This window comes from Yoonia sp. 208BN28-4, from assembly GCF_037543925.1.
Taxonomy (GTDB): Bacteria; Pseudomonadota; Alphaproteobacteria; order Rhodobacterales; family Rhodobacteraceae; genus Yoonia.
In genome coordinates this window covers 1-24,663 of the sequence record NZ_JBBIFY010000004.1, presented here as the reverse complement: position 1 = coordinate 24,663, position 24,663 = coordinate 1, and the positions used below count along the sequence as shown (strand labels likewise).

The window sequence follows — 24,663 nt, the reverse complement described above, 5'->3', positions numbered from 1 at the left end:
TGAAAGTTGATTTTTGAAAGGGGCTATGCAACCGATATAGCAATTCGATTGAAACGATTTGGAAGCAAAACCGTGGCAACGCTCAAGGATATCAGCGCAGAACTTGGCCTGTCGGTGGCCACGGTCAGCCGTGCTTTGAACGGGTTTCCAGAGGTGAACGTCAGAACCCGCAACCGCGTTCAGGCCGTGGCAGACAGGTTGGGATATCGCCCGAATCGCATCGCACAAAGGCTGGTCACCGGCAGGTCCGGCATGGTGGGCATGATCGTCAAAATCAAAGCGGACATGAGCGCGGACGAAACCTTTTTCGAAATTCTGACCGGACTGACCGCCGCGCTGGCGGATCACGATACCGACCTTGTTCTGGCGGTCGATCAGGAAAACGACCCAACCGCCGCTTATGCAAAACTGCTGGAGCGCGACATTCTGGATGGTTTTATCCTGAACGCGCCGGAGCGCAATGATCCGCGCGTCAATTACCTGCTGGGGCGCGGCATACCGTTTGTCATGCATGGTCAGGACAGGGATCAGCCCACCTATCCAACTTACGGGATTGATAACAAAGCGGTATCTGCGCAGGCGGTGAAGCTGCTGGTCAATCTGGGGCATCGCCGGATTGCCTTGATCAACGGTGAAATGGGCAGCGCCTTTGCCGCCGACCGCATGTCCGGGTTTCAGGATGCCATGAAGGCACGCGGTCTGGTTGCAGATCTGATCCGCAACGATGCAGCCTTGCAAAGCCATGCCTATTCCCATGCGCTTGATCTGCTGGCAACCGCTGGGCCAACGGCCTTTGTTTGTGCCTCCACCGTAATTGCCGCTGGCGTGATGCAGGCGGTGAAGGATCGTGGTTTAAGCGTGCCGCGCGATGTGTCCGTTGTGGCACATGACGATGCGCCGCCGCTAACCCGCGCCCGTAATTTCGAACCGGCGCTAACCGTGACGCGCGCCCCCCTGCGCGACGCCTGTGAACCGCTGGCCAACATGATGATTGCCCATCTGAAAGGCACGCCAGCCAAGGATTTGCAGGTCTGGCAAAACGCCGAAATGATTTTGCGCGGATCAACCGGTCCCGCGCCCGCTGAAAGGAACTGACATGGCCTTTGACACAACGCCCCAGCCCGCATTGCAGGCGGATAATCTGAACAAGTCCTACGGGGCCGTCGATGTCCTTCACGACATCACCCTGACGATGGCAGAAGGCGAATTTCTGGTGCTGGTCGGCCCGTCGGGCTGCGGCAAATCCACGTTGCTGAACTGTATCGCGGGGCTGGAGGAGATCACCAAAGGCACGTTGCACATTGGCGGGCGCGACGTGACGCAAGAGCCGCCCAAGGACCGCGATATCGCAATGGTGTTCCAGTCATACGCGCTTTATCCGACGATGACGGTGGGCGAAAATATCGGCTTTGGCATGAAAATCCGCAAGGTGCCCAAGGCGGAAATGGATGCCAAGATCATGGACGTGGCGACCTTGCTGCAGATCGAACATCTTCTGGACCGGCAACCGTCGCAGCTGTCTGGTGGTCAGCGTCAGCGCGTGGCGATGGGGCGCGCTTTGGTGCGCGACCCCAAGCTGTTTTTGTTCGACGAACCGTTGTCCAACCTTGACGCCAAGCTGCGGGTTGAAATGCGGGCCGAGATCAAGCGCCTGCACCAGCGGATCAATGCCAGCATCGTCTATGTGACCCACGACCAGATCGAGGCGATGACGCTGGCCAGCCGGATTGTCGTGCTGAAAGACGGTTATGTGCAGCAGATTGGCACCCCCGCCGAGATTTATGCGCGGCCTGCCAATACGTTTGTGGCGGAATTCATGGGCTCGCCGCCGATGAACATCGTGCCCGCCGAAACCACGGCTGACGGCTATCTGGCTGATGGCACATTGGTGCCTGCTGATACGACCGAAAAGCCTGCCAAGGTGTTGATCGGGTGCCGCCCGGAGCATTTCAGCGTGCAGACTGGCGATGTGGCGCTTCAGGTCGCGCCGACATTGATCGAAAACACGGGCGCGGATGCCTACGTCAACTTTGTCTGGAACGGCAATCCCGTCACGGCCCGCCTGCCCGCGGCCAGCGTGGAAATGGATCAGCCGTCGATCGACTTGCGTCTTGATGGACAGGCACTTTGCGTTTTTGATGCGGACACGGGCGCGCTGATCAGCTGATCCGCGTCAGTCGTTGTCCGCAAGTCCGGCCCCTGCCCCCAACCTGCGCGACTCTTCCGTAGCCGGGGCGTAGGTGCGCTGCGCAAACGTATTGAGCCTTGCCCATCCGTCCGCTGCAACCCGCCCGCGCTGACGGGGTGGATCGTAGCTATGCGGGGTGTCTGTAAACGTGATTTTTACATGGCCCTCGTACACGTCGCGTCGCCCGTTTTCGTCCATGATCGCCAGGCCAACGCCGTCGGTGACAAGCCGGACCGTGTCATAGGCCACCTTAATCGCGTGCTGTCGATGACGGGCAACCATGGCGGCGAAGGGGACGATCAAAATCGGGTGCTGAACGCCTGCCAGATCGTAGCCGCGTTCCGGCGGGAAAGCATCCGCAAGATCGGCCATCGCGGCACCGGCAGCCAGCGGGCACATTTGGCCGCTTTGAGATGTCCAAGCGCCAGTGGTCACAATCGGTGCAGTGTCGGCAGTAGGGCGACCATCGTTGGTCTGCAACACATCAGCAAGCGCTGTGATCCCGTCAAGATCGTGCGCGGCAAGCCAGCGCACTGCACGCCCTGCTTCCTCAGCCATACCCCACGACAGCCCCGCGCCACGCGCCGCGCGTTTGGCCAGCGCGTCAATCTCGTTGAGGGAATGTGTCATTGCTCAGCGCGGTCAAGCGGCGGATAGGGCCAGTCATCCGTGCCATGCGTCTGTAGTTCATCAGGGTAAGGCGCATTGCCAAACAGGCAAATCCGCACCCACCGATCCGAGCGGGGATCAAAATGTGTGGCCCCGAAGAACGACAGCTTGCAGCGCAGCATGTCGATTGGCATGAGGTCCGATCCGATTGTATTGTCCCGAATTTCGGCAAACGGTTTGCGGTCAGCGATCTGGACGCGCCGCACGGTGTGACGATGTTCGGGCGCGCGCATCAGGAACGCGGCAATCATCTCATCCGCCGGGGCACCAGCCAGAGCGGCATGAAGTGCGGCGGCATCACGACCGGGCGCAAGGGGCTGTTCATAGTCCGCGATAGGCTCGTCAAACCGTTCACCCAGCCGCGGCTCCAGCTTTTCGGCTGAGACGTACCAAGCGCGGGCGCAGCTGTCTTGCGCGGCCCAATTAATCTTCAACGCCCAGTCGTAGTCGCGCTGCAAAATGGCGTTGATCTGGCCGACTGTCATCGCACCATCAATACGAAATCCGGCGCTGTCATCGTCCGACATGGTATCGGCAAGATCATCGACCAGATGGCCATAGGGTTCCAACATCAGTGACGCGAGACACTCCTGAGCGTCTGCGCCAAGCGCACCTTCCGCCCATTGGAAAAGCCTGTCCCACGGATGATTTTCCAAGAGATCGGCCTGCCCCACATGATCGGACAAGGCAGCCAGATCGGCGCGTAAGGTCGCAAGCTTCGCGACCTGAATCTCGTGATCAGACGACCACAGGTCGGCAGACACAACAGACCTGTTCAGCAGATTACGGAAGGTCTCCACTTCATCCGGCGTTGCCGTGGCAAGGCCACGCACGCGCGCAATCGCGGATTCACGTGCGGCGATCCAATTATGCAGCAGGCCGGGGTGGTTCAGCAGGAACGGCGCCATGCCAAGGCCCGTGGAATTGCCGATGCCGATGCTGCGAGCGATGGCGGGGTCCAGCGTTGCGGTGGCGTCACCACCACGGGCACGGGCCATGTGCTGGACAAGGTCGCGGACATAGGCGCGGATCAGGAAGACGTTTAGCATCTCGATCTGGAACGGGGCCGCACATTCGGGACGTGCAGCAATCATTTCGCGGTCAGCGGCCCCCAGCTTGCCCGATCCGTAAACGGCCGTGGTGCGCATCAGGTAGCCGACATCGGCCATCATCTGCGGGTCAGGCTGCTGGCCAGCGGCGAGGCGTGACACGGTGTGTTCCCACAGACGGACGGAGCGGTTGGCGCGGGATACGGAAAGTTCGGTTTCGGTCACACGTCCCGCTTCCTGCAACGGGATGTTGTCGCGCAAGCGGTTTATGTCGGCATCTGTCGGGATGCCGTCAAACAGCGTGAACGTGCTGTCCCAAGCCTCTGCAATAACGCGGTCGGATCGTTTTTCAGCGGGCAGATCGTGGGCGAAAGCGATCAGCGAATAGGTGCGGTCGGGCGTGTGGGCGCAGTAGACGGCATGGCCCACGCCATTTGCGTCGATGTCGAAAACAGGACGCGAGAAGGTCCAGTTTTCGCGCACCATTCGGCGGGTGAGGATACGCATGAAGGACAGACGGGATTGGTGGAACGACCCAAGACGGGCAAGGCGCATGACGGTTTCGGGTGACCGCAAAGGCGCTTGCGACACTACTTTGGTCTGCGTCTGTTCCATCAGTTATCCTCCCTTGGGTGTGAAATTCTCTGCGTAGAAACGGTGCCAGTTGTCGCCCATAATACCCGCGACTTCCGCATCGTTCATGCCTGTCTGGCGCAAACCGGTTTCGATTGTGTCAAAGTGACGATTATCTTGAAACCAGCCGGGCATATCGGGAAAACCGGGTGCGGCGGCTGAGCCTTCGCCGTAGTCGATCTCCTTGCTCCAACGGCCCACGCGCATCCATTCGACAATGCTGTCGGGCTGGTCCTGACAAAGGTCGGTGCCGATGCCGAGGTGCTCGGTCCCGAATTTGTCGGCTGTCCGCGCGATCATTTCGCAGAAGTCTTGCAGAGTGCAATCGGTGCCGCCCTTCAGGTGATGGGGGTAGACGGAAAAGCCCAGCATGCCGCCGTTGGACGTGACTGCGCGGATCACATCGTCGGATTTGTTGCGGCGCGCGGGGTGCCAATCGGCAGGGTTCGCGTGGGTGATTGCGATAGGGCGCTGGGACAGGTCAGCGGCTTCAATCGTGGAGCGGTCGGCAGAGTGGCTCATGTCGACCACCAGCCCCACGCGGTTCATTTCCTTGATCACTTGGCGGCCCATGCGGGTGATGCCTGTGTCGTCATCTTCGTAACAGCCCGTCGCCAGAAGCGACTGGTTGTTATAGGTCAGCTGCATGAAACGCGCGCCAAGGGTGTGAACGATCTCGACAAGGCCGATGTCGTCTTCGATCGGGCTGGGGTTCTGGAAACCGAAGAAGATCGCGGTTTTGCCTTCGGCCTTTGCGCGATCCACGTCGCTGGCCCACAGGCCCTTCATTATCAGGTCGGGATAGAGTTCGAACCAGCGGTTCCAAGCCTCGAAATTCAGCACGGTCTCGCGGAAATTTTCGTGATACGCGATGGTGACGTGAACAGCGTCCACGCCCCCCTCGCGCATCTGGCGAAAGATTTTCTCCGACCAATTCGCATACTGAAGATTGTCGATCCGCATCAGAACGGGCTGCCCGATGCGATGTAGGCGGTTTTGACGATGGTGTAGAATTCTGCCGCCGTGCGCCCCTGTTCGCGTGGCCCGTAAGAGCTGTCACCGCGTCCGCCAAACGGTACGTGGTAATCGGTGCCAGCGGTGGGCAGGTTCACCATGACGCAACCAGTTTGTGCGTTGCGGCGGAAGTGTGTGGCCCGCGCAAGGCTTTGAGTGACGATGCCGGATGTCAGGCCGAAGTTGGTATCGTTGACCGTGTGCAGCGCCTCTTCATAGCTGTCCACGGGGATGACGCAGGCCAATGGCGCGAACATTTCCTCGCGGTTGATACGCATATCATTCGTGGTGCCGACGAACACGCCGGGGGACATGTAGTAGCCGTCGTGCGGCATTTCGAGGCGCTGGCCACCGCAAAGCAATTCGGCACCTTCCTGTGCGGCCAGATCAACGTAGGCGAGGTTCTCGTTCAGCTGCTGTTCGGACACAACGGGGCCGATCTGTGTGCCAGCCTCAAGCGCGTGGCCAACCTTCATCGCCTTTGCACCGGCCACCAGTTTTTCGACAAAAGCATCGTGGACAGCGCGGTGCACGATCAGGCGCGACGATGCGGTGCATTTCTGACCAGAGCCGCCAAATGCACCACCCAGTGCCAGCGACACCGCCAGATTAAGATCGGCGTCATCCATCACGGCCAGCGCGTTCTTGGACCCCATTTCCATCTGCACGCGCGTCAGGTTCTGGATTGCGCTTGCGGCGATGCCTTTGCCAACGGGAACCGAGCCTGTGAAGCTGATCGCGCCGACCTGCGGGCTTTCGACAAGGCGCTGACCAATCTCGCCCCCCGCGCCCATCACGAGAGATACGAGACCCTTGGGGATGTCCTGCTTTGCAATGATCTCGACCAGTGCGACAGCGGAGGCCGGGGTGATGTTTGCGGGCTTCCAGACCACGGCGTTACCGTAGCAAAGCGCCGGTGCGATTTTCCAGGACGCTGTGGCGGTTGGGAAATTCCAAGGGCTGATGACAGCGACCACGCCAACAGGTTCGCGGCGCACGTCAATCTCGATCCCGTCGCGCACAGAATCGGCGGTCTCGCCCATCTGGCGCAAGGTTTCAGCGGCGTAGTAGGTAAAGAACTGACCGGCGCGGTACACCTCGCCTTTGCCTTCCGCCAATGGCTTACCCTCTTCACGCGACAAAAGCGTGCCCAGTTCTTCGGCGCGGGACATCATTTCGGTCCCGATGGCCATAAGGACGTTGTACTTCCGCTCAATCCCGTAGGCGGCCCATTCAGCTTGGGCGATTTTGGCCTGCACCAGCGTGGCATCCAGCTGGTCAGCAGAGGCCTGCGCAAACATGCCCACAAGGTCGGTCAGATCGGACGGGTTGCGGTTTTCCACCTCGCTGGTGCCAGCGACCCATTCGCCTGCGATATAGTTCAATTGCGTGTTTGCCATGATGCACATCCCTTGTCTGCGCGCGACTTTTGCAGCGCTTTGGCATTCCGATATCACAGTCGTGAACTTCAATCATTTAGAAAGGATTGAAGTTTTGTTCAGCCAGCTTGAATTTATGCGGGCAATGACAGCGCGTCGGACGCAATCAGGTCATGTACGATCCCGCAGAACGCCGCCGCAGCAGGAAGCTGTGACGGGGGCGATTGGGCGATCATGTAAACCGATCGCCGCGCCGTCACATCAAGCAGCGGCAAAAAGGCAAATTCATGCAGCGCATGCCGAACGGCAAGGCGTGGCAGCACCGTGATCCCGATGCCTTCGCGAACCAGCCCCAGCAAGGACGCCGAGTTGGGCACCATAAGACGTGACCGCGCCAGAAGCGGCGCAAAATCGGGGTCGGTGATCTGGTCGCATAAGCCGTTGGCGATCAGCGTATGGTTCTGCATATCGGCCCATGTCAGCTGGTCCCAGTTTTCGGCCAAAGGGTGATCCTTCCGGCACACCACGCCAAATGCGTCGCTGAACAGTTCTGTCCGGTCCATCCCGGCCATTTGCGGCAAAGACCCGATCCCGATGTCGGCCTGATCGTGTGACAGAGTTTGTGCAATGGTTGCGGAGTCCATGTCGCGGATATCCACCTGAATATCGGGATATGTTCTGGCGAATGTCAGAATGATCGCTGGCAAGATCGCGTTCGCAACCGATGGCGTGACCGCGAGCCGCAGATAGCCCGCCTGCGCGCGCGACAGGCCCTCGATCATCTCGATCGTGTTTTCAAAGTGTGTCACCTCGCGCTGTGCTTCTTTGAATATCAAATCGCCAAGCGGGGTCAGATGGGATTTGCGGGAGGTTTCAAAAAGCGGGGCGCCCACATGGTCTTCGAATTGTTTGAGCATCATTGAAACGGCCGACGGGGTCCGGCCCAGCGCTGCGGCGGCTTCGGACAGGCTGCCGTGCCGCGCGACAAGGGCAAAGCACTTCAGCATCTCGATTTTGATCGCCATATTCAGCCCGCCTGAAGTTTCCCCTTTGGAGTCAAGCGTTGCTGATTTTGCCAGCGCTGTCCAGATCACGCAGACCGGTCTGGGCCATCGCGATGCTAAGCTCGTCTGACAGAACCTCCCACAGCTTGTGCAATCCGGCCTCACCGCCTGCGGCCATGGCGAATTGCAGGATGCGGCCAAAGAAGACAAAGTTTGCGCCCGCATCGAGTGCTTTCAACGCGTCCTCGCCTGAACGTAGTCCGCTGTCGAACAGGATCGGGTAATCAGGGCCAAGGGCCGCGCGCATTGCGGGCAGTGTGGCAAAGGGCGACGGGGCACTTTCCAACTGGCGGGCGCCATGGCTGGAAACCTGAATTGCGTCGACGCCAGCAGCCTTGAGCGCAACAGCGTCTTCCACGTCCAGCACGCCTTTGACCACCAGATTGCCGGACCAGAGGTCGCGCAGTTGGGCCAATGTGTCCCATGTGGCCCGCGCGCGGCTTTCGGTGCGGTCAAAATCGTAGCCGTCCATCTCAAAATTCGCCATTTGCGGCTTGCCAGCGGCCAGCGATGTGAGTGACCAGCGCGGGTGTAAGGCGAAGTCGACGAACTGCTTGGGGCCGATTTTGAAGGGCATTTTGAAGCCATGGCGGAGTTCGCGCGGGCGGCGTCCTACTTCCGGCACGTCGACGGTCACGACAAGGGTTTGGTAGCCTGCCGCCTTCGCCCGCGCGACCAGTTTAAAAGAGCCGGAGTTGTCGCCGCTGAAATAAAGCTGAAACCACGCATGGCCCTGTGCCACCTCGATAATCCTTTCCATCGGGGTTGAGGCAACGGTCGAAACGCCGTGGGGGATTTGGTATTTTGCCGCCAATCGCGCCAGCATCAGATCGGCATGGGGTGCAGAGAGGTTGCACATGCCCATCGGGGCAATCCCGAACGGGCGCTGCGTCGCTTCGCCGAACAAGGTGCTGGCAAGGGAGCGATTGCTCACATCACGCAGGATACGCGGGCGGAGTGTGTAGGCATCAAGGGCGGTACGATTGCGCGCCGCCCCTGTTTCGTTTCCGGCAGAGCCGTCGATATAATCGAACACCATCCACGGTAGCCGCCGCTTTGCCAATCGACGGGCATCAGCGGCGGAGTGGATGGCGGTGGCCGACATTTACGCCTCGCGCCTCGCGGCGCGGATCATTTGGCGACTGCTTCCATAAAGCGGTGACGGATCACGACCGGATCAAGCGTGATGACAGGCAGCTTAATATTGCCGCTGTCGCACTTGCACACGATGATCGTCATCTCGTCGCTGTCGATGGCGTCTTGCAGCACAGGGCCAAGGTCTTTGTCCTGCACCTCGATCACGTTGTCACAACCACACGCGCGGGCCACGTTTGTCAGGTTGGTCTTTTTGCCTGCGTAGGTCGGCTGGTCACCGGTGGACCCGTAAGAGCCGTTGTCGATGATCAGCAGCGTGTAGTTGCCCGTCGCATTGTTGGCGATGGTGGGCAACGTGCCAAGGTTGGTCAGGACCGACCCGTCACCGTCGATGGAAATGACAGGTTTGTCCTGCGCAAGCGCCAGACCAAAGCCAATGGAGGATGCAAGACCCATTGTGCCGAGCATGTAAAAATTACGCTCGTTGTCGTCGATCATGTGCAGCTCTTGGCTGGGCAGACCGATATTACACACCACAAGATGCGGATTCAGGATCGGGGCGATTTCTTTGAGAATTTCGGAACGGATCATTGGTCGCCATAGCCTCCCCAGAAGTTGGCGTCGGTCAGGATCGCCACGGGTTTGTTGCACATGAAGGTGTATTTGAGGATGTTGTCGAACTCCTCCACGTCTTTTTGCCAGTGGAAGTGGTAGGTCGGGATGTTCATCTGCGCCAAAAGCGCCTTGGTGTGCACGGCCATTTCCACCTGACAGGCGACAGGTTCGCGCAACTCGCCACGATACGAGATAATCATCGGCAGCGGCATCCGGTAAAACTGCGTCAGCGTGGCCAGCGTGTTGATCGTGACGCCAATCGCTGTGTTCTGCATGATGATCGCAGGGCGTTTGCCGCCCATAAAGGCACCGGCGCACAGGCCCATCCCTTCATCCTCTTTGTTAGAGGGGATGTGGAAAATCTCGTCGCGGTTCTCAACCTCGTCGATCACACCGGCCAGCTGCTTGCAGGGGACGGTGGTCACAAACGAGACATCGTTGGCGACAAGATCATCAACGATCTTCTTGTCGATGTTCATCGGATGGTAGCCTTTCTAAATGGTGCGCTGTCGCGCTTTGGATGTCGAAATCAGGAGCTGCGGTGCACGTGGACCGCGCAAGGCGCGTGCCGCACAACGCGTGATGCGGTGGTGCCAAGAAAGTATTCGCTTAGACCCGGCTTGTGAGAGCCGATGACAATGCAATCAACGGCGTTATCTGTGGCGTAGTCGATAATGGCGCGGGCGGAATGGCCGGACACGACAACCGGTGTGATCCCGTCGATACCCGCCACTTTTTCGTTCAGCGTCTCGCGGGCGCGTTCAAATGCAACCTCGACCACGCCGTCATCCAGATAGGCCAGCACGGCCCCTTGCGGCGCTTCGTAGACATGCAGCGCGATCAGCTCAGCGTCATCAGTCTTCAGGGCATTTGCGATGGCGAGCGTTTGGGCTGACACGCCATGATCCAGCGCCATGGGAACAAGAATTTTGCGATACATCTGTCTCTCTCCTTTGGTGTGGTTCAGGACCAGGGTTCTAGCACAATCTTGGGCGATGCGACCTGCCCTGCTCGTAATTGCGCAAAAGCAGCCGCACCATCCGCCAGGGGACGCAGGTCAATCCAGTCCAGCGCGCCAAGCCTGCCGTCAAACAATGCCTGCGCGGTGTCGCGGAAATCCTGCATCGTGTAGGTATAGGTTCCGATAAAGGTAATTTCCTGCAAAGTCATGCGGCGGATATCCAGCCCGCCGGTATCCTCACCCAGTCCCACATGCGCAATCACACCACCGGGGGCTGCAAGGGCCGATGCCGTGGCGCGTGTCGCGGCGTATCCGACGGCATCAATGACAAGCGCATAGCTGTCGCTGGCCTCTGCAACGGCGGTTTGGCTACAAGTATCGGCCAGCACAGCACGGCGCGCGGCATTGGGTTCAACGACGGTTACATCGCTGAGCCCCATCGCACGCAACGCCAGCGCAGCCGCCAGACCAATCGCACCCCCACCGATAACAAGCGCATTGGCATCCGCGGCTTGCGGCAAGGCCTCAAGCGCCAAACGGGCCGCGTGCCAACTGACTGCAAGAGGCTCTGCCAAGGCGGCTTTGGTCAACGGCACCGCATCAGGCACCGCAACAAGGTTCTCCTTGGGCATAGCCACGTATTGCGCAAACGCCCCCTCGCGTGGCTGCATCGAGATGATCTGCCTGTCGGGGCAAAGGTTGTCGCGCCCGACCGCGCAAGCAGAACAGGTGCCGCATGTGACAAGCGGATTGATCGTCACACGTTCCCCGTCGCGCGGGCCACCTGTGATGACACCAGCCGCCTCGTGCCCAAGGATCAGCGGTGCCGGACGGCGGGCATCGTGGCCCAGATAGGCGTGCATGTCAGACCCGCAGATCCCGACTGCCATGATCTTGATCAGATGCTCGCCAGCTTGCGGAACGGCATCGGGCACATCACGAAAGCCAAGCGTTTCGACACCATCATAAACAAGAGCTTTCATTTTGCTGTGAACCCCCCGTCGACCATCAGAACCTGCCCCGTCACATAAGCCGACGCATCCGAGCAAAGAAACAAGAGCGGTCCGTCCATGTCGCGCATTTGCCCGTTACGACCAATGCAGGTTTGCGCCGCGTTACGGGCCGCACGGTCCGCGTCGTCAAACACCGCTGCTGTCAGTTCTGTCGGAAAGAACCCCGGCCCGATTGCGTTGGCGGTGATGCCGTGTGGTGACCAGTCCTGCGCCATTGCGCGGGTCAGTTGGCCGATGGCCCCTTTGGTCGCGCCGTAAGCGATGCCACCGGGAAAGGCGCGTGTGGTTTGCAGTGAAGCAAAGTTCACGATCCTGCCCCAGCCTTTGGCTTTCATCGCGGGAACAAGCGCCTGCGACAGAAAAAACGGCGCTGACAAATTCACCGCCAGTGTCGCGTTCCAGCCCTCGTCCGTAACATCGTCTGCGGCTTCCCGTGTGTTCAGACCAGCGGCGTGAATGACGATATCCGGCGCGCCAAAGGGGGCAGCAACCGCCTGCGCGATGTCCTTGATGGCGTCACGATCCGCGATATCAGCAGTGACAGCTGACGCCCCTGCGCCGATCTGCTCGCGCATCTTATCCAGTGCATCGGGCCGTCTTGCGACACCCACGACCTGTGCCCCCGCCGCCGCCAGCACAAATGCCGCATGACGACCAAGGCCAGAACTGGCACCGGTGATGCAAGCCACCTTTCCGGTCAGGTCAAACAGGGCGCGGGGATCGGACACTGCCTCGGGCATTAGCCTTCTGCCGACAGATCGAAGTTTTCGCCGGGGAAGTATTTGGCAAGTCGCACGTCAGCCGCGCGGGCGTGACCCTCCATGCCTTCCAGCCGCGAAATACGTGCCGTGGCCTCGGCAACCCGCTTGGAGGCAGCCTGCGTGGACCGCTGCCATGTGACGATCTTCATATACTTGTGGACCGACAGACCGCCGGTGTAGCCAGCCGCACCCGATGTGGGCAGCACGTGGTTTGTGCCAGACGCCTTGTCGCCGTAAGACACCGTCGTTTCCTCGCCCAGAAACAGTGAGCCATAGCAGGTCAGGCGATCCAGCCACCATTCCAGATCATCGGCTTGCACGGTCAGATGCTCTGGCGCGTATTCGTCGGAACAGGCGGCCATATCCTCGCGATTGGCACATAGGATCACCTCGGCATAATCGCGCCACGCGGCAAAGGCGTTATCGCGGTTTAGTTCGGGCAAATCCGCGATCAGATCCGGCACCATACCCATCACCTTTTCCGCCAGAACCCGATCATCCGTGACCAGCCAAACCGGAGAGTTGTAGCCATGCTCGGCCTGCGAAACCAAATCGGTCGCAACGATATGCGGGTCGGCATGGCCATCAGCCAGGATCAGGCTGTCCGTCGGACCTGCGATCATGTCGATACCCACGCGCCCGAAAAGGATACGTTTGGCTTCGGCAACAAACTGGTTGCCGGGACCCACAAGAATGTTGGCCTTGGGCAGGCCGAACAGACCGAATGTCATCGCAGCAACGCCCTGCACGCCACCCATCGCCATGATCTTGTCAGCGCCACAGATATGCGCGGCATAGACAATCGCAGGTGCGACACCCACATCTGGGCGCGGCGGGGAACAGGCGGTGATATGTTTGCAGCCCGCAACCTTGGCCGTGGTCACTGTCATGATCGCGCTGGCGATGTGGCTATAGCGCCCGCCCGGCACATAGCAGCCAGCCGCATCTACGGGGATCGCCTTTTGGCCCGCGATAAAGCCCGGCTCGATCTCCATCTCGACATCGGCCACGGTGCTTTTCTGAAGTTCCGCAAAGCGTTTCACGTTGTCGTGGGCAAACTGGATATCCGCCTTGAGCTTTTCCGGCACCAGCGCAATCGCCGCCTCGATCTCATCAGCGGTCAGCAGGACGTTGCCGGAATAGCGGTCAAACTTTGCTGCGTATTCCATCGCCTTGGCGTCGCCGCCCGCCTCGATATCGTTGAGGATCCTAACCACGGTGTCGTGCACTTCGGACGACCCGGATTGCGCGGTCAAGGTTGCCTTTTTGAGATATTCGCGTGTCATAAACAGGTGCTTTCTACTTAAAGATATCAGGCAGCAGTGTCGTGGCAGCAGCCGCGTTTGCGGCACACATCAGCACAACCGATAATGGAATGGTCGGGTGGGATATTTAGAGAGGACTCGCGTACGTCACCCGCGAAGCCTGCGATCGAAACTGTCAGAAACACAGGCCCGCACCCTCCCTGAAGTGATTCAATGTCAGGCGCAGTGTAAGCGCTTACATCATTTTTGCAAGCGCTTTCATTTTCGCGGCGATGGGGTATAGAATGACCTGCAAAACAATGAAGTGCGCCACAGGACACCCATGACCGATATGAAACCACCTCCGACGCTGGATGATGTTGCCCGTATGGCCGGCGTGTCCACGGCGACGGTTTCACGCTGCATCAACGATCCGCAGATGGTGTCGGACAAAACCCGCGTGCGCGTGCAGGACACGATCAAGAGCCTTGGCTACACCCCCAATTTCGCCGCGCGGTCCATGGCTGCCAAACGGACGTTTACCATCGGGGCCATCATCCCCACGATGGAAAACGCGATTTTCGCGCGCGGGCTTCAGGCGTTTCAGGAAAGCCTTCATAGCCGCGGTTACACATTGTTGGTTTCAAGTTCGGCCTATCAGGCAGATGCCGAGGAAGAGCAGATCAGGACGCTAGTCGCACGCGGGGCTGATGGCCTGCTTTTGATCGGCCATGACCGTGATCCGGCGATCTATGATTATCTAGCGCGGCAACGGGTCCCTGTTCTGGTCGCGTGGTCGTACGACAAGGATGTGGCAACCCCGTCGATCGGGTTTGATAACAGGTCCGCCATGCGGGCATTGGCCGATCAGGTCATCGCCCTGAACCACCGGCACATCGGTATGATTTCGGGTGTAAGCCGCGCCAACGACCGTGCGCGTATGCGTATCGCAGGCGTTAAGGATGCCATGACGGCGGGCGGGCTTGATGCAGATGATCTGACCCTGATCGAGGTCCCCTATAGCTTTCGCCATGGCACAGAGGCTTTCACCCAGATGATGCAACAAGAACCCCGTCCCAGCGTCGTATTTTGCGGCAATGACGTGCTGGCTGTCGGGGCGTTACGCGGCGCGAAACAAATGGGTCTGCGCGTCCCAGAGGACGTTTCAATCACTGGTTTTGACGACATCGAACTGGCTGAAGTTGCGCAACCCGAATTGACCACGGTACGCGTCCCGCACCGCAAAATGGGCACCCGCGCCGCCGAGGAACTGATCGCGATGATCGAGGAAAAGCGCACTGGCGTCTCTGAGGATCTTGGTGCCCAGATTGTCACGCGGCAGTCGGTTGGGCCGCCAAAAGCACCCTAGGCCCGCGCGCTAAAGATCGACCTCGATTGTGCCACCGTCTTGTGTAGCGCGGCTTTGGCACAGGATGATACTGTCGCGGCGCTGCGCCTTGGACAGAACAAAATCGCGATGCTCCACATCGCCCGACAGCAAGCCGCATTTGCAAACGCCGCAGATACCATCAGCGCATTTCACATCCACCGTGATCCCGTTGTCCTGCAAGACATCGGTGGCGGATTTATCGGCAGGAATGTCAAAGGTCTTGCCCGATCTGGCCAGTGTCAGCTTGAACGGATGGTTCACATAGTCGGGCTGATCCGGCACCGAGAAATACTCAAGGTGCTGGGCATCTTCGGGAAATCCGGCGGCATTTGCTGCGGCGATGACGGTCTTCATGTAGGCCTCTGCCCCGCAGGTATAAACGTGCCAGCCGTCCTGATACCCCGAAAGAATAGCGCCAATATCAGCGCGCGTGCCTTCATCACTGATGTGCAGATGCACGCGGTCAGCCCATGCAAAGCCTGCGATATCTGCCAGTAACCCCATCGTGGCCCGCGACCGACCCGAATAATGCAGGGCAAAGTCCCGACCAGCCGCATGAAGCGCATGCCCCATCGCAATCAGCGGCGTCACACCGATACCGCCGCCCATCAGGATGGTTTTGGTGGCTGTCGGATCAAGCGGGAAATGGTTGATCGGCTTGGAGATAAACAGTCTGCGCCCGATATCAAAAATGCGATGCATCAAGAGCGATCCGCCACGACCAGCGTGTTCCTTCAGGACAGCGATTTGATATTTGCTGCGGTCGGCGGGATCACCTGACATGGAATACTGGCGCAAAAATTCGGGCGCGACGACGATATCAAGATGTGCGCCAGCGTCCCATCGTGGCAGGTCACCGCCATCGACGGGGGCGAACTCATAAACCATGACATCTTTGGCACTTTGCTCGGCGCGGGTGATGACCACCTGAATAACGGGGCTTTCGCCATCGGCTGTGTAGATGTGCACCTTGCTGTTGTCGCCGCGGTCCAGACGCGCCTTATATTCCTCGGCTGTGATCATCGCCTGATACGCTTCGATGCCCGCCTCGCGGTCCATCGGGAACGGATAGGGATAGGGATGCGGGGCAAGCGGGGCGGGATAAACCGCCAGAGTCTGATCCGCGTACTTCAGATCGAGATCGGTCTGCAGGGACCGTGCGTTGACAGGTTTGTCAGTCGGCCGGTAGCCGCGGTCTTCGTTGATCTCAAGGTCCCACCACCATTTCTTGACGGGGTTCAGTCCGCCGTTGCCCAGCTTGTCATCCAGACGCGCCAAAGCGGGGGCGGCTTGGGGCAAAGTCATCGCCGCCCAGCGGAACGGTTTTTCTTTGAAGATGCCTTCAAGGTTCCACGGGCAGGTTTTCATGCAGCGCCCGCACATAGCGCCGCCTTCGGTCGTGACACGGTAGGTCGCGCATTTCTGACTGTCGGACTTCCAAATTTCATAGCCGTTGAACATCAGTTTCGGACCTGCAGTGATCGCACCGCTTGGACATTCGCGCGCGCATTTGTTGCAGCTTTCGCAAAACCGTTGCAGCCCGAAATCAATCGGCTTGTCATGGGCCATCGGCAGGTCGGTGGTGATTGTTCCCGATTTCAGGCGCGGGCCAAGAAACGGATTCAGGATCACCTCGCCGATGCGGCTGACCTCGCCCAGCCCCGACAGCAGCAGCAACGGTGGCTGCAACACTTCGCCGTCCATCACGGTATGCGCCTTTGCGCTATATCCCAGATTGCGGATCTGGCGGGCGATGACACCGCCCAAGAGCGAGAACCGCAAATAGGCCCGCATGGATTGCGCTACGGCGATCCAGTCATCACCGCTTGAGCCTTCCATCGTTTCATAGCCTTGGTCGATGATCATGTTGATCGCCTGATCGTGCGGCGGAATGATCGGCTCACCGCGCGCGTCGTGGCTATACCACGCCCATTCAGGGCAACGCGAAATACCCACGGCATCAGCGCCCAGATAATAGCTTGTCGCCTTGACCAGCGCCGCCGCCTCTTGCGGGTCGATCTTGGTCTTTGCTTGCGTCACCTCGCCATCCTGCAAAAGGACAAAAGCCCCCAACGCGCGGCGTTGCGCCATGGACGGGGCCGCTTTGCGCACATAATGCCCGCCCTTGGATGCGCCCTGCATCTTTGGTCCCATATCGCCAAACTGCGCACGGGCGAACATGTCGGTGCGTTTGGGCACGCGGGCCACGTTCGGCTCGTCAATATAGGTGGTCGGTTCGTTAACACGGGTCAGCGTCTCGAACGGGTGCGCCCCGTCGACGAAACGCCGTTTGGCAAAAGGCACAGCATTGGACGCCGTTTTTGCGCTGCCGGTGCCAAAGCGCCAAGCCGCACCAAAGGCCGAATTGGGTTGATTGGCCAAAGGCATCAGCGGTTTATCGGTCGCGATTTGAAACGTGGTTGTCACTGCCGCAAGCCCGAACCGCGTGCCGATGTAAGGGTGTGTCAGCGCGTCGTTTTCCAGCGTGACCAAGCCCGCCGCCACAGCAAGCCGCCCCAAATCCACGTCAGAACTGGTGACCGTATGACCGCGTGCATCATGCCCCAGCAGGCGCAGGTAATTGGCGATCACTACGGCTGTCTCCGCCGCCAGAAGACCCGCACGATGGGCCTGTGCATCCTTGATCCAGTCGCAGCCCGGCTCCTCAACCTCAGGATCGCGGGGGTTTTCATAAAGAAAAACAAGGGCGTGGGTATGATGATCAATCGGCGTCGGCTCTGCGTTCACGCTGTCGCGCAAATCCGCCATGATCATGTCGATGCCGGAGGCCAGCGTTTTGGTTTGCCGCGTCTTGAGGTCCTGCGCGAGCCGCTCGACATCTGCGTTCTCGTAAGCATCGCGCAAAGCGTCTTGAGGAAGACGACATGCGCCAACGTCAGCTGCATCCGCAAAAAAGCCGAACGCCTTGAGATGATTGGCCCGCTTCGCAGGGTCGGTCGGGGCGGCAGCGACTGTGCCATTCACCAGCCCGTCGCGGATCGTATCCAGCATCGCCTGATGTTCGCGCATGGCATTGACGATGGATCGTGGATCGTCAGGTCTGTCAAAGGATAGCGGTTGCGTCAAAAGGATCGCCGCAAGATCAGGCAAGTTATCCGACCGCGCCAACCGTTCCACCGGATAAGGACCCATATGAACGGGACGGTCTTTGGTCGAAAACAGGCGCATGGCGGAAACTTTCAGTCAGTGATCAGGCGCTTGCGCCGCATCCGTGGCCACCGTGCCGTGATTTGCACCGGATTGCAAAACCCAAGCGTGCTGTCCGGTTGCTTGCGCATCGCATTTTGGTCTGCGTAACCTGCGCGCATGACATCCGCCATGCAATCCTCTGTCCCGCGACCCGGCTGGACCCGCCCCCGTGCGTGGTTTGCTGTTGTGATTATCGGGGCCGCGCTGGTGATTTGCTATGTGATTTATCTCGCGCTGACCGCCCAATTCCTGCGCAACGAAGAACGGATGGCACCGCAGCGCGCGCAGTTTTTTGCGGATGCGATGGACGCGGCCCTGACACGCCTTGAACATCTGCCTCATGTCCTTGCACTTGATACTGGCGTACAACAGGCGTTGCAGAAAGATGACGCAACGCAGCTTAATCCGGTTCTGGCCGATATCGCGCAGCGTGCGGATGCCGAGTTTATCTTTGTGCTGGACCGCGACGGGCGCACGGTTGCGTCGTCCAACTTTGCCGATGCCGAAAGCCTTGTGGGCCGCAGCTATCGGTTCCGCCCGTATTTCCGCGATGCTATCGCAGGCGGCGAAGGGCGGTTTTATGCGGTTGGTGTGACCACGGGCAGGCCGGGGTATTTCATCGCAGAGCCTGTGCGCGATCTTCAAGGCGCGATCAGCGGCGTGGTCGTTGTGAAGATTGCCTTCAACGACCTTAGCCAGACCCTGACACAAAGCGGCCAGCTGGTGTTTGTCACGAACGCGCAAAACGTCGTGCTGGCCAGTTCAGGCCCCGATCTGACATATGGCCTGCTCGCACCGCTTACGCCTGATCAAGAGGCCCGCTTGGCCGAGCAGCGACAGTTTGGCGATCAAGCGCTGTTTCCGTTGGACTGGTCCGCCTCTGCACCGGCAAGGGCGCGTTTGAATGGCACCGATTATGTTTGGACGACAGCGCAGTTGCGGCAGGAAGACTGGACATTGCACCTGATATCCCCGCTGCGCACACTGCAACGTCAGGCGATGGCCTATATCGCGTTTGGCCTGATGGCGGTTTTCGCGCTGGGTGTCGCGGCGGCTGTTTATCGCGCCTCTCAACTGCGACAGGCCCTTGCGATATCAAACGCAGACAGGCGCAGGCTGGCCACCGAGATCGAGGATCGCAAAGCGGCAGAGGTCAGGCTTGAGGCCGCGCGCAAGGCGCTGGCGCGTCAAAACCAGCTTGCGGCACTTGGTCAGTTGTCGGCATCAATCACGCATGAGTTGGGACAACCCATTTCGGCCATGCGCAACTATCTGGTGGCCGAGGAGATTGCGACTGGGGCGACCCCCGGATCGGTCCTGCCTGAAATGACAGGTCTGGTAGAGCGGATGCAACGCATCCTGGGTCAGTTGCGGCTGTTCGGGCGTCCGCCCAGCGACCTGACCACAGCATTTGATGTGAACGAGACGCTGACCGCCGCTGTGAAACTTGTCAGCCACACGGCCAAGGCTGCGGGTGTGGGGCTTGATGTGCAAATGCATCCCACAGCCCTGCGGCTACACGGTCAACCCGAACGATTTGAGCAGGTGATCGTGAACCTGCTCCGCAATGCCATTGATGCCGCCACGGGACAGCCCGACGCGGCTGTAAAGCTGACCATGCACGCAGATGACGATCAGATACGGATCGAGGTGGCAGACAATGGCACCGGACTGGGTGACATGGACATAACCGACCTGACAGAGCCGTTCTTTAGCACCAAACCATCCGGTCAGGGCATGGGGCTGGGTCTTGCCATATCCGGCCAGATTGTGAGCGAGATGCGTGGCACTCTCGCCGCGCGCAACGCGACGGGGCAAGGCGCAATTTTTGTGATCACCCTTCCGCAGAAAGGACCGCGCGATGGCTGAAGGTTTTTGCATCACCGTGATTGATGATGACGCGCAGATGCGCGGGTCGTTGCGGACCTTGCTCGAGCGGTCTGGCTGGACCGTGCACAGCTATGCCAGCGCGCAAATCGCATTACAGGATTTGCCGCGCAACGCGCCCGATGTGGTCGTGTCAGATGTGCGGATGCCGGGCCTGACCGGACTGGATGTGCTGGATGCGCTGCGCGACGGCCAAGGACCGCCACTTGTGCTGATTTCTGCACATGGGGATATTCCGATGGCAGTCGATGCCATCCAGAAAGGTGCCTATTCGTTTCTGGAAAAGCCATTTGAACCGCGCCGCCTGCTGACCGTTCTGAAACACGCCGCCGAACAGCACCGCCTGACCGATATGGCAAAGCGGATGCGCGAACAGCTGATGTCGATGTCAGGGCTGGACCGTGTTTTGCTGGGCAATGACCCGCGTGTCACTGATCTGAGGTCAGAGGCTGTTGATCTTGCGGTGACCAATAGCCCCGTTCTGATCCTTGGCGATACAGGCACAGGAAAGGAATTGCTGGCACGCGCGCTGCACCGGCTTGGGCCGCGACGCGATCATGCATTTGTTGCGATCAATTGCGCGAACCTCGCACCAGAGCGGCTGGAAGAACAGGTGTTCGGCAATACCGGCGACCTGCGCGGCTCTTTTCGTAGCGCCGATGGTGGCACCCTGTTTCTGGATGAGGTCGGCGCTTGCCCCGTTGATGTGCAGGTCAAACTGCTGCGTGCCATTGAGACCGGCCAAATCCAGCCCGTTGGCAGCGATGACATTGTGCAAACCGATGTCCGCATAATCGCCGCCACGAATGAAGATTTGCCTGCCATGGTCGCCGCGGGGCGCTTTCGTGAGGATTTTCTGTTCCGCCTCAACGCCTTTGAATTGCGTCTGCCGCCATTGGCCGAGCGTGGGGACGATATTGTCCTTTTGTTTGAACACTTTGCCACGCAACTGGCCGAAACCTACGAGATCGAACCGATTGCGTTGACCGCCGAGGATACCGTGGCGCTGCTTGCCTATCCGTGGCCCGGGAACGTGCGCGAGTTGCGGCATGTTGCGGAACGGCGGGTGCTTGCAGCGCGGCGTGGCGGCGGGTCTGTGGCAGAGGCTTTGCGGCTGGATGACAGCGTCGATGATGTGCCCGCCACGCTAAGGGAAGCGGTTGCACGGTTTGAAAGCACCCTGATCGCGCAGGCCATTTCGACCCATGCCGGACGCATGGATGCCGTCGCCGAGGCGCTTGGCATCGGGCGGCGCACACTCAACGAAAAGATTGTGAAACTAGGGCTTGAGAAAGACAAGTTACTGGATTGATCGGCCCGCCTGCGGATTTCCGCAGGGCGTTTTGTGTCGGTCTGCGGATTGACTCATATTGCCATGTTCGCGTTTGCTTTACCCACTTCACTACAGCCCCGCCTTGCGGGTCATTTTCTGGGAGGAAACCATGAAGCACTTCAAGACAGCGGCACTTGCCGCGACGATCGCAATCAGCGGCGTCAGCGCACAGGCGCAGGATGAGGCCAACTATGTGTTGGCCACTGCATCGACTGGCGGCACGTATTATCCGGTTGGTGTGGCGCTGGCCACGCTTGTGAAGGTCAAGCTGCAGCCGGGCGAAAAGATCGGCATGTCTGCCATCAGCTCTGCCGGTTCGGGCGAAAACGTGCGCCTGATCCGCGAAGGCGAGGCACAGTTCGGGATCATGCAGGGCCTTTACGGCTTTTACGCCGCATCCGGCACCGGCCCGTTGGAAGAGGTCGGCCCACAGGAAAACCTGCGCTCGGTGACGATGCTGTGGCAGAACGTGGAGCACTTCCTTGTGGCGTCGGACGCCGCAACGACTGGCACCATGGAAGATATGGTCGCCCTGAAGGGCGAAGGCGCTGCAATGGGCCGCCAGAACTCTGGCACAATCGGATCAAACGCGACGATCCTGTCAGGCTTTGGCATTGATATCGAAAGCGACTACGAACTGATGTTCGGCGGCTATGGCCCATCGGCTGAAGCACTGCAAAACGGTCAGGTGAAATCCGCCGGTATCCCCGCAGGTGTGCCGGTTGGCGCAATCAGCCAGCTGATGGCCTCCGCAGGTGACAGCGTGACGCTTTTGAACTTCACCGACGAACAGATGGCGCAGGCCGATGGTGACCGTGGTCTTTGGACACCCTACACCATTTCTGCGGGCACCTACCCCGGTCAGGATGCGGATGTGCAAACCATCGCACAGCCAAACTTCCTGGCGACAAGCGCGGATGTGTCCGAAGAGCATGTCTATCTGCTGACCAAGACCGTCTATGAAAACCTGCCATTCTTGCAGGCAATCCACCCCGCGACCAAAGTGATGGCCATTGAAAACGCTATCGCTGGTCTGCCACTGCCGCTGCACCCCGGTGCTGCACGCTACTACGCCGAGGTCGGGATCGACATTCCCGAGCGGCTGATCGCGCAGTAAGCAACCAAAGCCAAGCGGCCCGCACCCTGATCGGTGCGGGCCTTTCTTTTTCAGGCAGGCGGACGTCCCAATGGCACAGTCAGACGAAATCGAAACCACAAGCGCCCTGCGCAGTTTTACAGGGCTGCCGGATGCCATCTTATCGGTGATTTGCTGTTTGATTGCGGTTGGGCACATCTATGTGGCGTTTGATCCGGTCCTGTCAGAGCTTCAGCGTAATGCATTCCACTTTGCAGGTTTTGCCGCTCTGGCCGCAGTGCTTTATCCGATGTGGCGCGGGCCAGACGGCAAAGCCTTTCCCGTCGCGATTGACCTGATCTTTGGGCTTGCCGTTGCCGCCTCTGCCGTCTGGTTGTCGATAGCAGAGGACGCGATCTATGACCGTGGCGTTAAATTTGCACTGCCAGACTGGATCGCTGCAATCATCTGTATCCTTGGCGCGATTGAACTGACGCGCCGTGTTGCGGGCCTGATCATTCCGGTGTTGATCATTTTGTCGCTGACCTACGTGGCCTATTGGGGCCAGTTTGTCGGCGGGGTGTTCTCTTTCCCCGGCCTCTCGGTTGAGACTGTCGCTTTCCGCTCGATCTACGGCGACGACGCGATGTTCGGATCAATCGCCCGCATTTCATCGACCTATGTCTTTCTGTTCATCATCTTTGGCGCGTTTCTGCTGCGCTCGGGCGCGGGTGAATTTGTGATCAACATGGCACGCGCAATCGCGGGGCGCATGGTAGGAGGACCCGGAATCGTTGCGATTATCGCATCCGGCCTGACCGGAACCATCTCTGGCTCCGCTGTCGCCAATACCGCATCCACCGGCGTCATTACGATTCCCCTGATGAAACGTGCGGGTTTCGCGCCGAAATTCGCTGGCGGGGTCGAGGCTGCGGCCTCAACCGGTGGGCAGTTGATGCCACCAATCATGGGCGCTGGCGCTTTCGTCATGGCCAGCTTTACGCAAATTCCTTACGAAACCATCGTTGCCGTCGCGGCCCTGCCCGCATTGCTATACTTTCTGTCAGTCGCGTTCTTTGTGCGGATCGAGGCACGGCGACACAACCTGCCGCCCATGCCGTCAGAAGGTCAGACACTGGGAAGTGCATTTCGCGAAGGCGGCGCAAGCTTTTTCATCCCGATCTGCACCCTGATCGGCCTTCTTGTAGCGGGCTTCACGCCGACATACGCAGCTGTTTTCGGTATTATCGCTGTCGTTGCCGCAAGCTGGCTGACCCGCAACCGCATGGGTCCGCGCGCCGTGTTCGAGGCGTTTGTTTTGGGCACCAAAGGCATGGTGCTGACAGCGGTTCTCTTGTGTTCCGTGGGTTTGATCGTGAACGTGATTGCGACGGCAGGTATCGGTAATACGTTCAGCCTGATGATCACAAGCTGGGCTGGCGGGAATATCCTGATTGCAATCATCCTGATCGCTTTGGCCAGCTTGATCCTTGGCATGGGTTTGCCCGTAACGGCTGCGTATATCGTGCTTGCCACACTCTCTGCCCCTGCCCTCTCAGGGATGATCAGCGACCAGTTTGTCATTGCGGAACTTGCAGCCGGCGCGCTGCCCGATGCCGCAAACGCCGTGTTGCTTTTTGGTGTGCCTGAACAGGCTGCATTGCTCGCCGGTCCACTGACGTATGATGAGGCTGCGGGCATTGTGCGCGGTCTCCCGTTGGAAATCGCAGCCCCCCTGCGTGATCTGGTCGTGCCGCAATCGGTGGCAATGACAGCGCTGCTATCGGCGCACATGATCATCTTCTGGCTCAGCCAGGATAGCAACGTAACGCCGCCAGTGGCGCTCGCCGCTTTCACTGCAGCCGCGATTGCCAAAGCGCCCGCAATGGCCACCGGAGTGGCAAGCTGGAAGCTGGCGAAGGGGCTTTATATTGTACCTGTTCTTTTTGCCTATACCCCATTTCTATCAGGCGATTGGCCGTTGATGCTGCGCGTATTTGTGTTTGCGGTTGTTGGAATTTACGCGCTTTCTGCGGCTTTGCAGGGGTGTATGGAGCGTCCTTTTGGGCTGTTTTTCCGTGTT

General features: G+C 59.4%; 20 protein-coding genes. 7 read left to right on the top strand and 13 right to left on the bottom strand.

The features are described from left to right. Positions 1-48 precede the first annotated feature (48 nt). Both V8J84_RS13710 and V8J84_RS13705 read left to right on the top strand, forming a co-directional pair. Positions 49-1,095, top strand: coding sequence for a LacI family DNA-binding transcriptional regulator (locus V8J84_RS13710; protein ID WP_339932119.1), 1,047 nt, complete (start codon positions 49-51; stop codon positions 1,093-1,095). A gap of 1 nt (position 1,096) precedes the next feature. After that, positions 1,097-2,167: an ABC transporter ATP-binding protein gene (locus V8J84_RS13705; RefSeq protein ID WP_339932117.1), complete on the top strand. Its 1,071-nt coding sequence runs from the start codon at positions 1,097-1,099 to the stop codon at positions 2,165-2,167. A gap of 6 nt (positions 2,168-2,173) precedes the next feature. Here V8J84_RS13705 and V8J84_RS13700 read toward each other — a convergent pair whose 3' ends face one another. The 12 genes from V8J84_RS13700 to hisD all read right to left on the bottom strand — a co-directional run bounded on the left by V8J84_RS13700 (position 2,174) and on the right by hisD (position 13,727). Then, positions 2,174-2,818 carry a DUF3726 domain-containing protein gene (locus V8J84_RS13700; protein ID WP_339932115.1) on the bottom strand — a complete coding sequence of 215 codons (645 nt, stop codon included), beginning with the start codon at positions 2,816-2,818 and terminating at the stop codon, positions 2,174-2,176. After that, positions 2,815-4,521 carry a hypothetical protein gene (locus V8J84_RS13695; RefSeq protein ID WP_339932113.1) on the bottom strand — a complete coding sequence of 569 codons (1,707 nt, stop codon included), beginning with the start codon at positions 4,519-4,521 and terminating at the stop codon, positions 2,815-2,817. Before V8J84_RS13695 ends, V8J84_RS13700 begins: the two co-directional genes overlap by 4 nt. A 3-nt stretch (positions 4,522-4,524) precedes the next feature. After that, positions 4,525-5,502, bottom strand: coding sequence for a membrane dipeptidase (locus V8J84_RS13690; protein ID WP_339932111.1), 978 nt, complete (start codon positions 5,500-5,502; stop codon positions 4,525-4,527). Next, positions 5,502-6,953 (bottom strand): aldehyde dehydrogenase family protein, encoded by a 1,452-nt coding sequence (locus tag V8J84_RS13685; protein ID WP_339932109.1) that lies wholly within the window; start codon positions 6,951-6,953, stop codon positions 5,502-5,504. Before V8J84_RS13685 ends, V8J84_RS13690 begins: the two co-directional genes overlap by 1 nt. Before the next feature lie 113 nt (positions 6,954-7,066). Then, positions 7,067-7,957, bottom strand: coding sequence for a LysR family transcriptional regulator (locus V8J84_RS13680; RefSeq protein ID WP_339932107.1), 891 nt, complete (start codon positions 7,955-7,957; stop codon positions 7,067-7,069). Positions 7,958-7,988: 31 nt separating this feature from the next. After that, a complete protein-coding gene (locus V8J84_RS13675; protein WP_339932105.1) occupies positions 7,989-9,101 on the bottom strand; it encodes an alpha-hydroxy acid oxidase in 1,113 nt (370 codons plus the stop codon). A 26-nt stretch (positions 9,102-9,127) separates the two neighbouring features. Beyond that, entirely contained in the window at positions 9,128-9,682 is a 555-nt protein-coding gene (gene comE, locus V8J84_RS13670) for a sulfopyruvate decarboxylase subunit beta (RefSeq protein WP_339932103.1), read from the bottom strand. Then, positions 9,679-10,185 (bottom strand): sulfopyruvate decarboxylase subunit alpha, encoded by a 507-nt coding sequence (gene comD, locus V8J84_RS13665; RefSeq protein WP_339932101.1) that lies wholly within the window; start codon positions 10,183-10,185, stop codon positions 9,679-9,681. The genes comE and comD overlap by 4 nt, the downstream gene beginning before the upstream one ends. 50 nt (positions 10,186-10,235) lie before the next feature. Beyond that, on the bottom strand, positions 10,236-10,646 hold the full coding sequence (locus V8J84_RS13660; RefSeq protein WP_339932099.1) for a universal stress protein: 411 nt from the start codon (positions 10,644-10,646) through the stop codon (positions 10,236-10,238). Positions 10,647-10,669: 23 nt separating this feature from the next. Continuing rightward, positions 10,670-11,650 (bottom strand): alcohol dehydrogenase catalytic domain-containing protein, encoded by a 981-nt coding sequence (locus V8J84_RS13655; protein ID WP_339932097.1) that lies wholly within the window; start codon positions 11,648-11,650, stop codon positions 10,670-10,672. Then, positions 11,647-12,408: an SDR family NAD(P)-dependent oxidoreductase gene (locus tag V8J84_RS13650; protein ID WP_339932095.1), complete on the bottom strand. Its 762-nt coding sequence runs from the start codon at positions 12,406-12,408 to the stop codon at positions 11,647-11,649. The genes V8J84_RS13655 and V8J84_RS13650 overlap by 4 nt, the downstream gene beginning before the upstream one ends. A gap of 11 nt (positions 12,409-12,419) precedes the next feature. Then, the gene (gene hisD, locus V8J84_RS13645; RefSeq protein ID WP_339932093.1) at positions 12,420-13,727 is read right to left on the bottom strand and encodes a histidinol dehydrogenase; all 1,308 of its coding nucleotides are present in this window, start codon (positions 13,725-13,727) and stop codon (positions 12,420-12,422) included. A gap of 301 nt (positions 13,728-14,028) precedes the next feature. Here hisD and V8J84_RS13640 point away from each other — a divergent pair, with 301 nt between their 5' ends. After that, positions 14,029-15,054: a LacI family DNA-binding transcriptional regulator gene (locus tag V8J84_RS13640; RefSeq protein WP_339932091.1), complete on the top strand. Its 1,026-nt coding sequence runs from the start codon at positions 14,029-14,031 to the stop codon at positions 15,052-15,054. Between the two features lie 9 nt (positions 15,055-15,063). On the opposite strand, the gene V8J84_RS13635 is transcribed toward V8J84_RS13640, so the two are convergent. Continuing rightward, a complete protein-coding gene (locus tag V8J84_RS13635; protein WP_339932089.1) occupies positions 15,064-18,264 on the bottom strand; it encodes a reductive dehalogenase in 3,201 nt (1,066 codons plus the stop codon). A 138-nt stretch (positions 18,265-18,402) separates the two neighbouring features. On the opposite strand from V8J84_RS13635, the gene V8J84_RS13630 reads away from it, so the two are divergent. From V8J84_RS13630 to V8J84_RS13615, 4 genes are all read left to right on the top strand, one after another. Then, positions 18,403-20,154 carry a sensor histidine kinase gene (locus tag V8J84_RS13630; RefSeq protein WP_339932087.1) on the top strand — a complete coding sequence of 584 codons (1,752 nt, stop codon included), beginning with the start codon at positions 18,403-18,405 and terminating at the stop codon, positions 20,152-20,154. After that, the gene (locus V8J84_RS13625; RefSeq protein WP_339932085.1) at positions 20,147-21,484 is read left to right on the top strand and encodes a sigma-54-dependent transcriptional regulator; all 1,338 of its coding nucleotides are present in this window, start codon (positions 20,147-20,149) and stop codon (positions 21,482-21,484) included. The genes V8J84_RS13630 and V8J84_RS13625 overlap by 8 nt, the downstream gene beginning before the upstream one ends. Positions 21,485-21,614: 130 nt before the next feature. Beyond that, entirely contained in the window at positions 21,615-22,622 is a 1,008-nt protein-coding gene (locus V8J84_RS13620; protein WP_339932083.1) for a TAXI family TRAP transporter solute-binding subunit, read from the top strand. 70 nt (positions 22,623-22,692) lie between these two features. Then, positions 22,693-24,663: TRAP transporter permease (locus tag V8J84_RS13615; RefSeq protein ID WP_339932081.1), on the top strand; the 1,971-nt coding region annotated here is incomplete at its 3' end.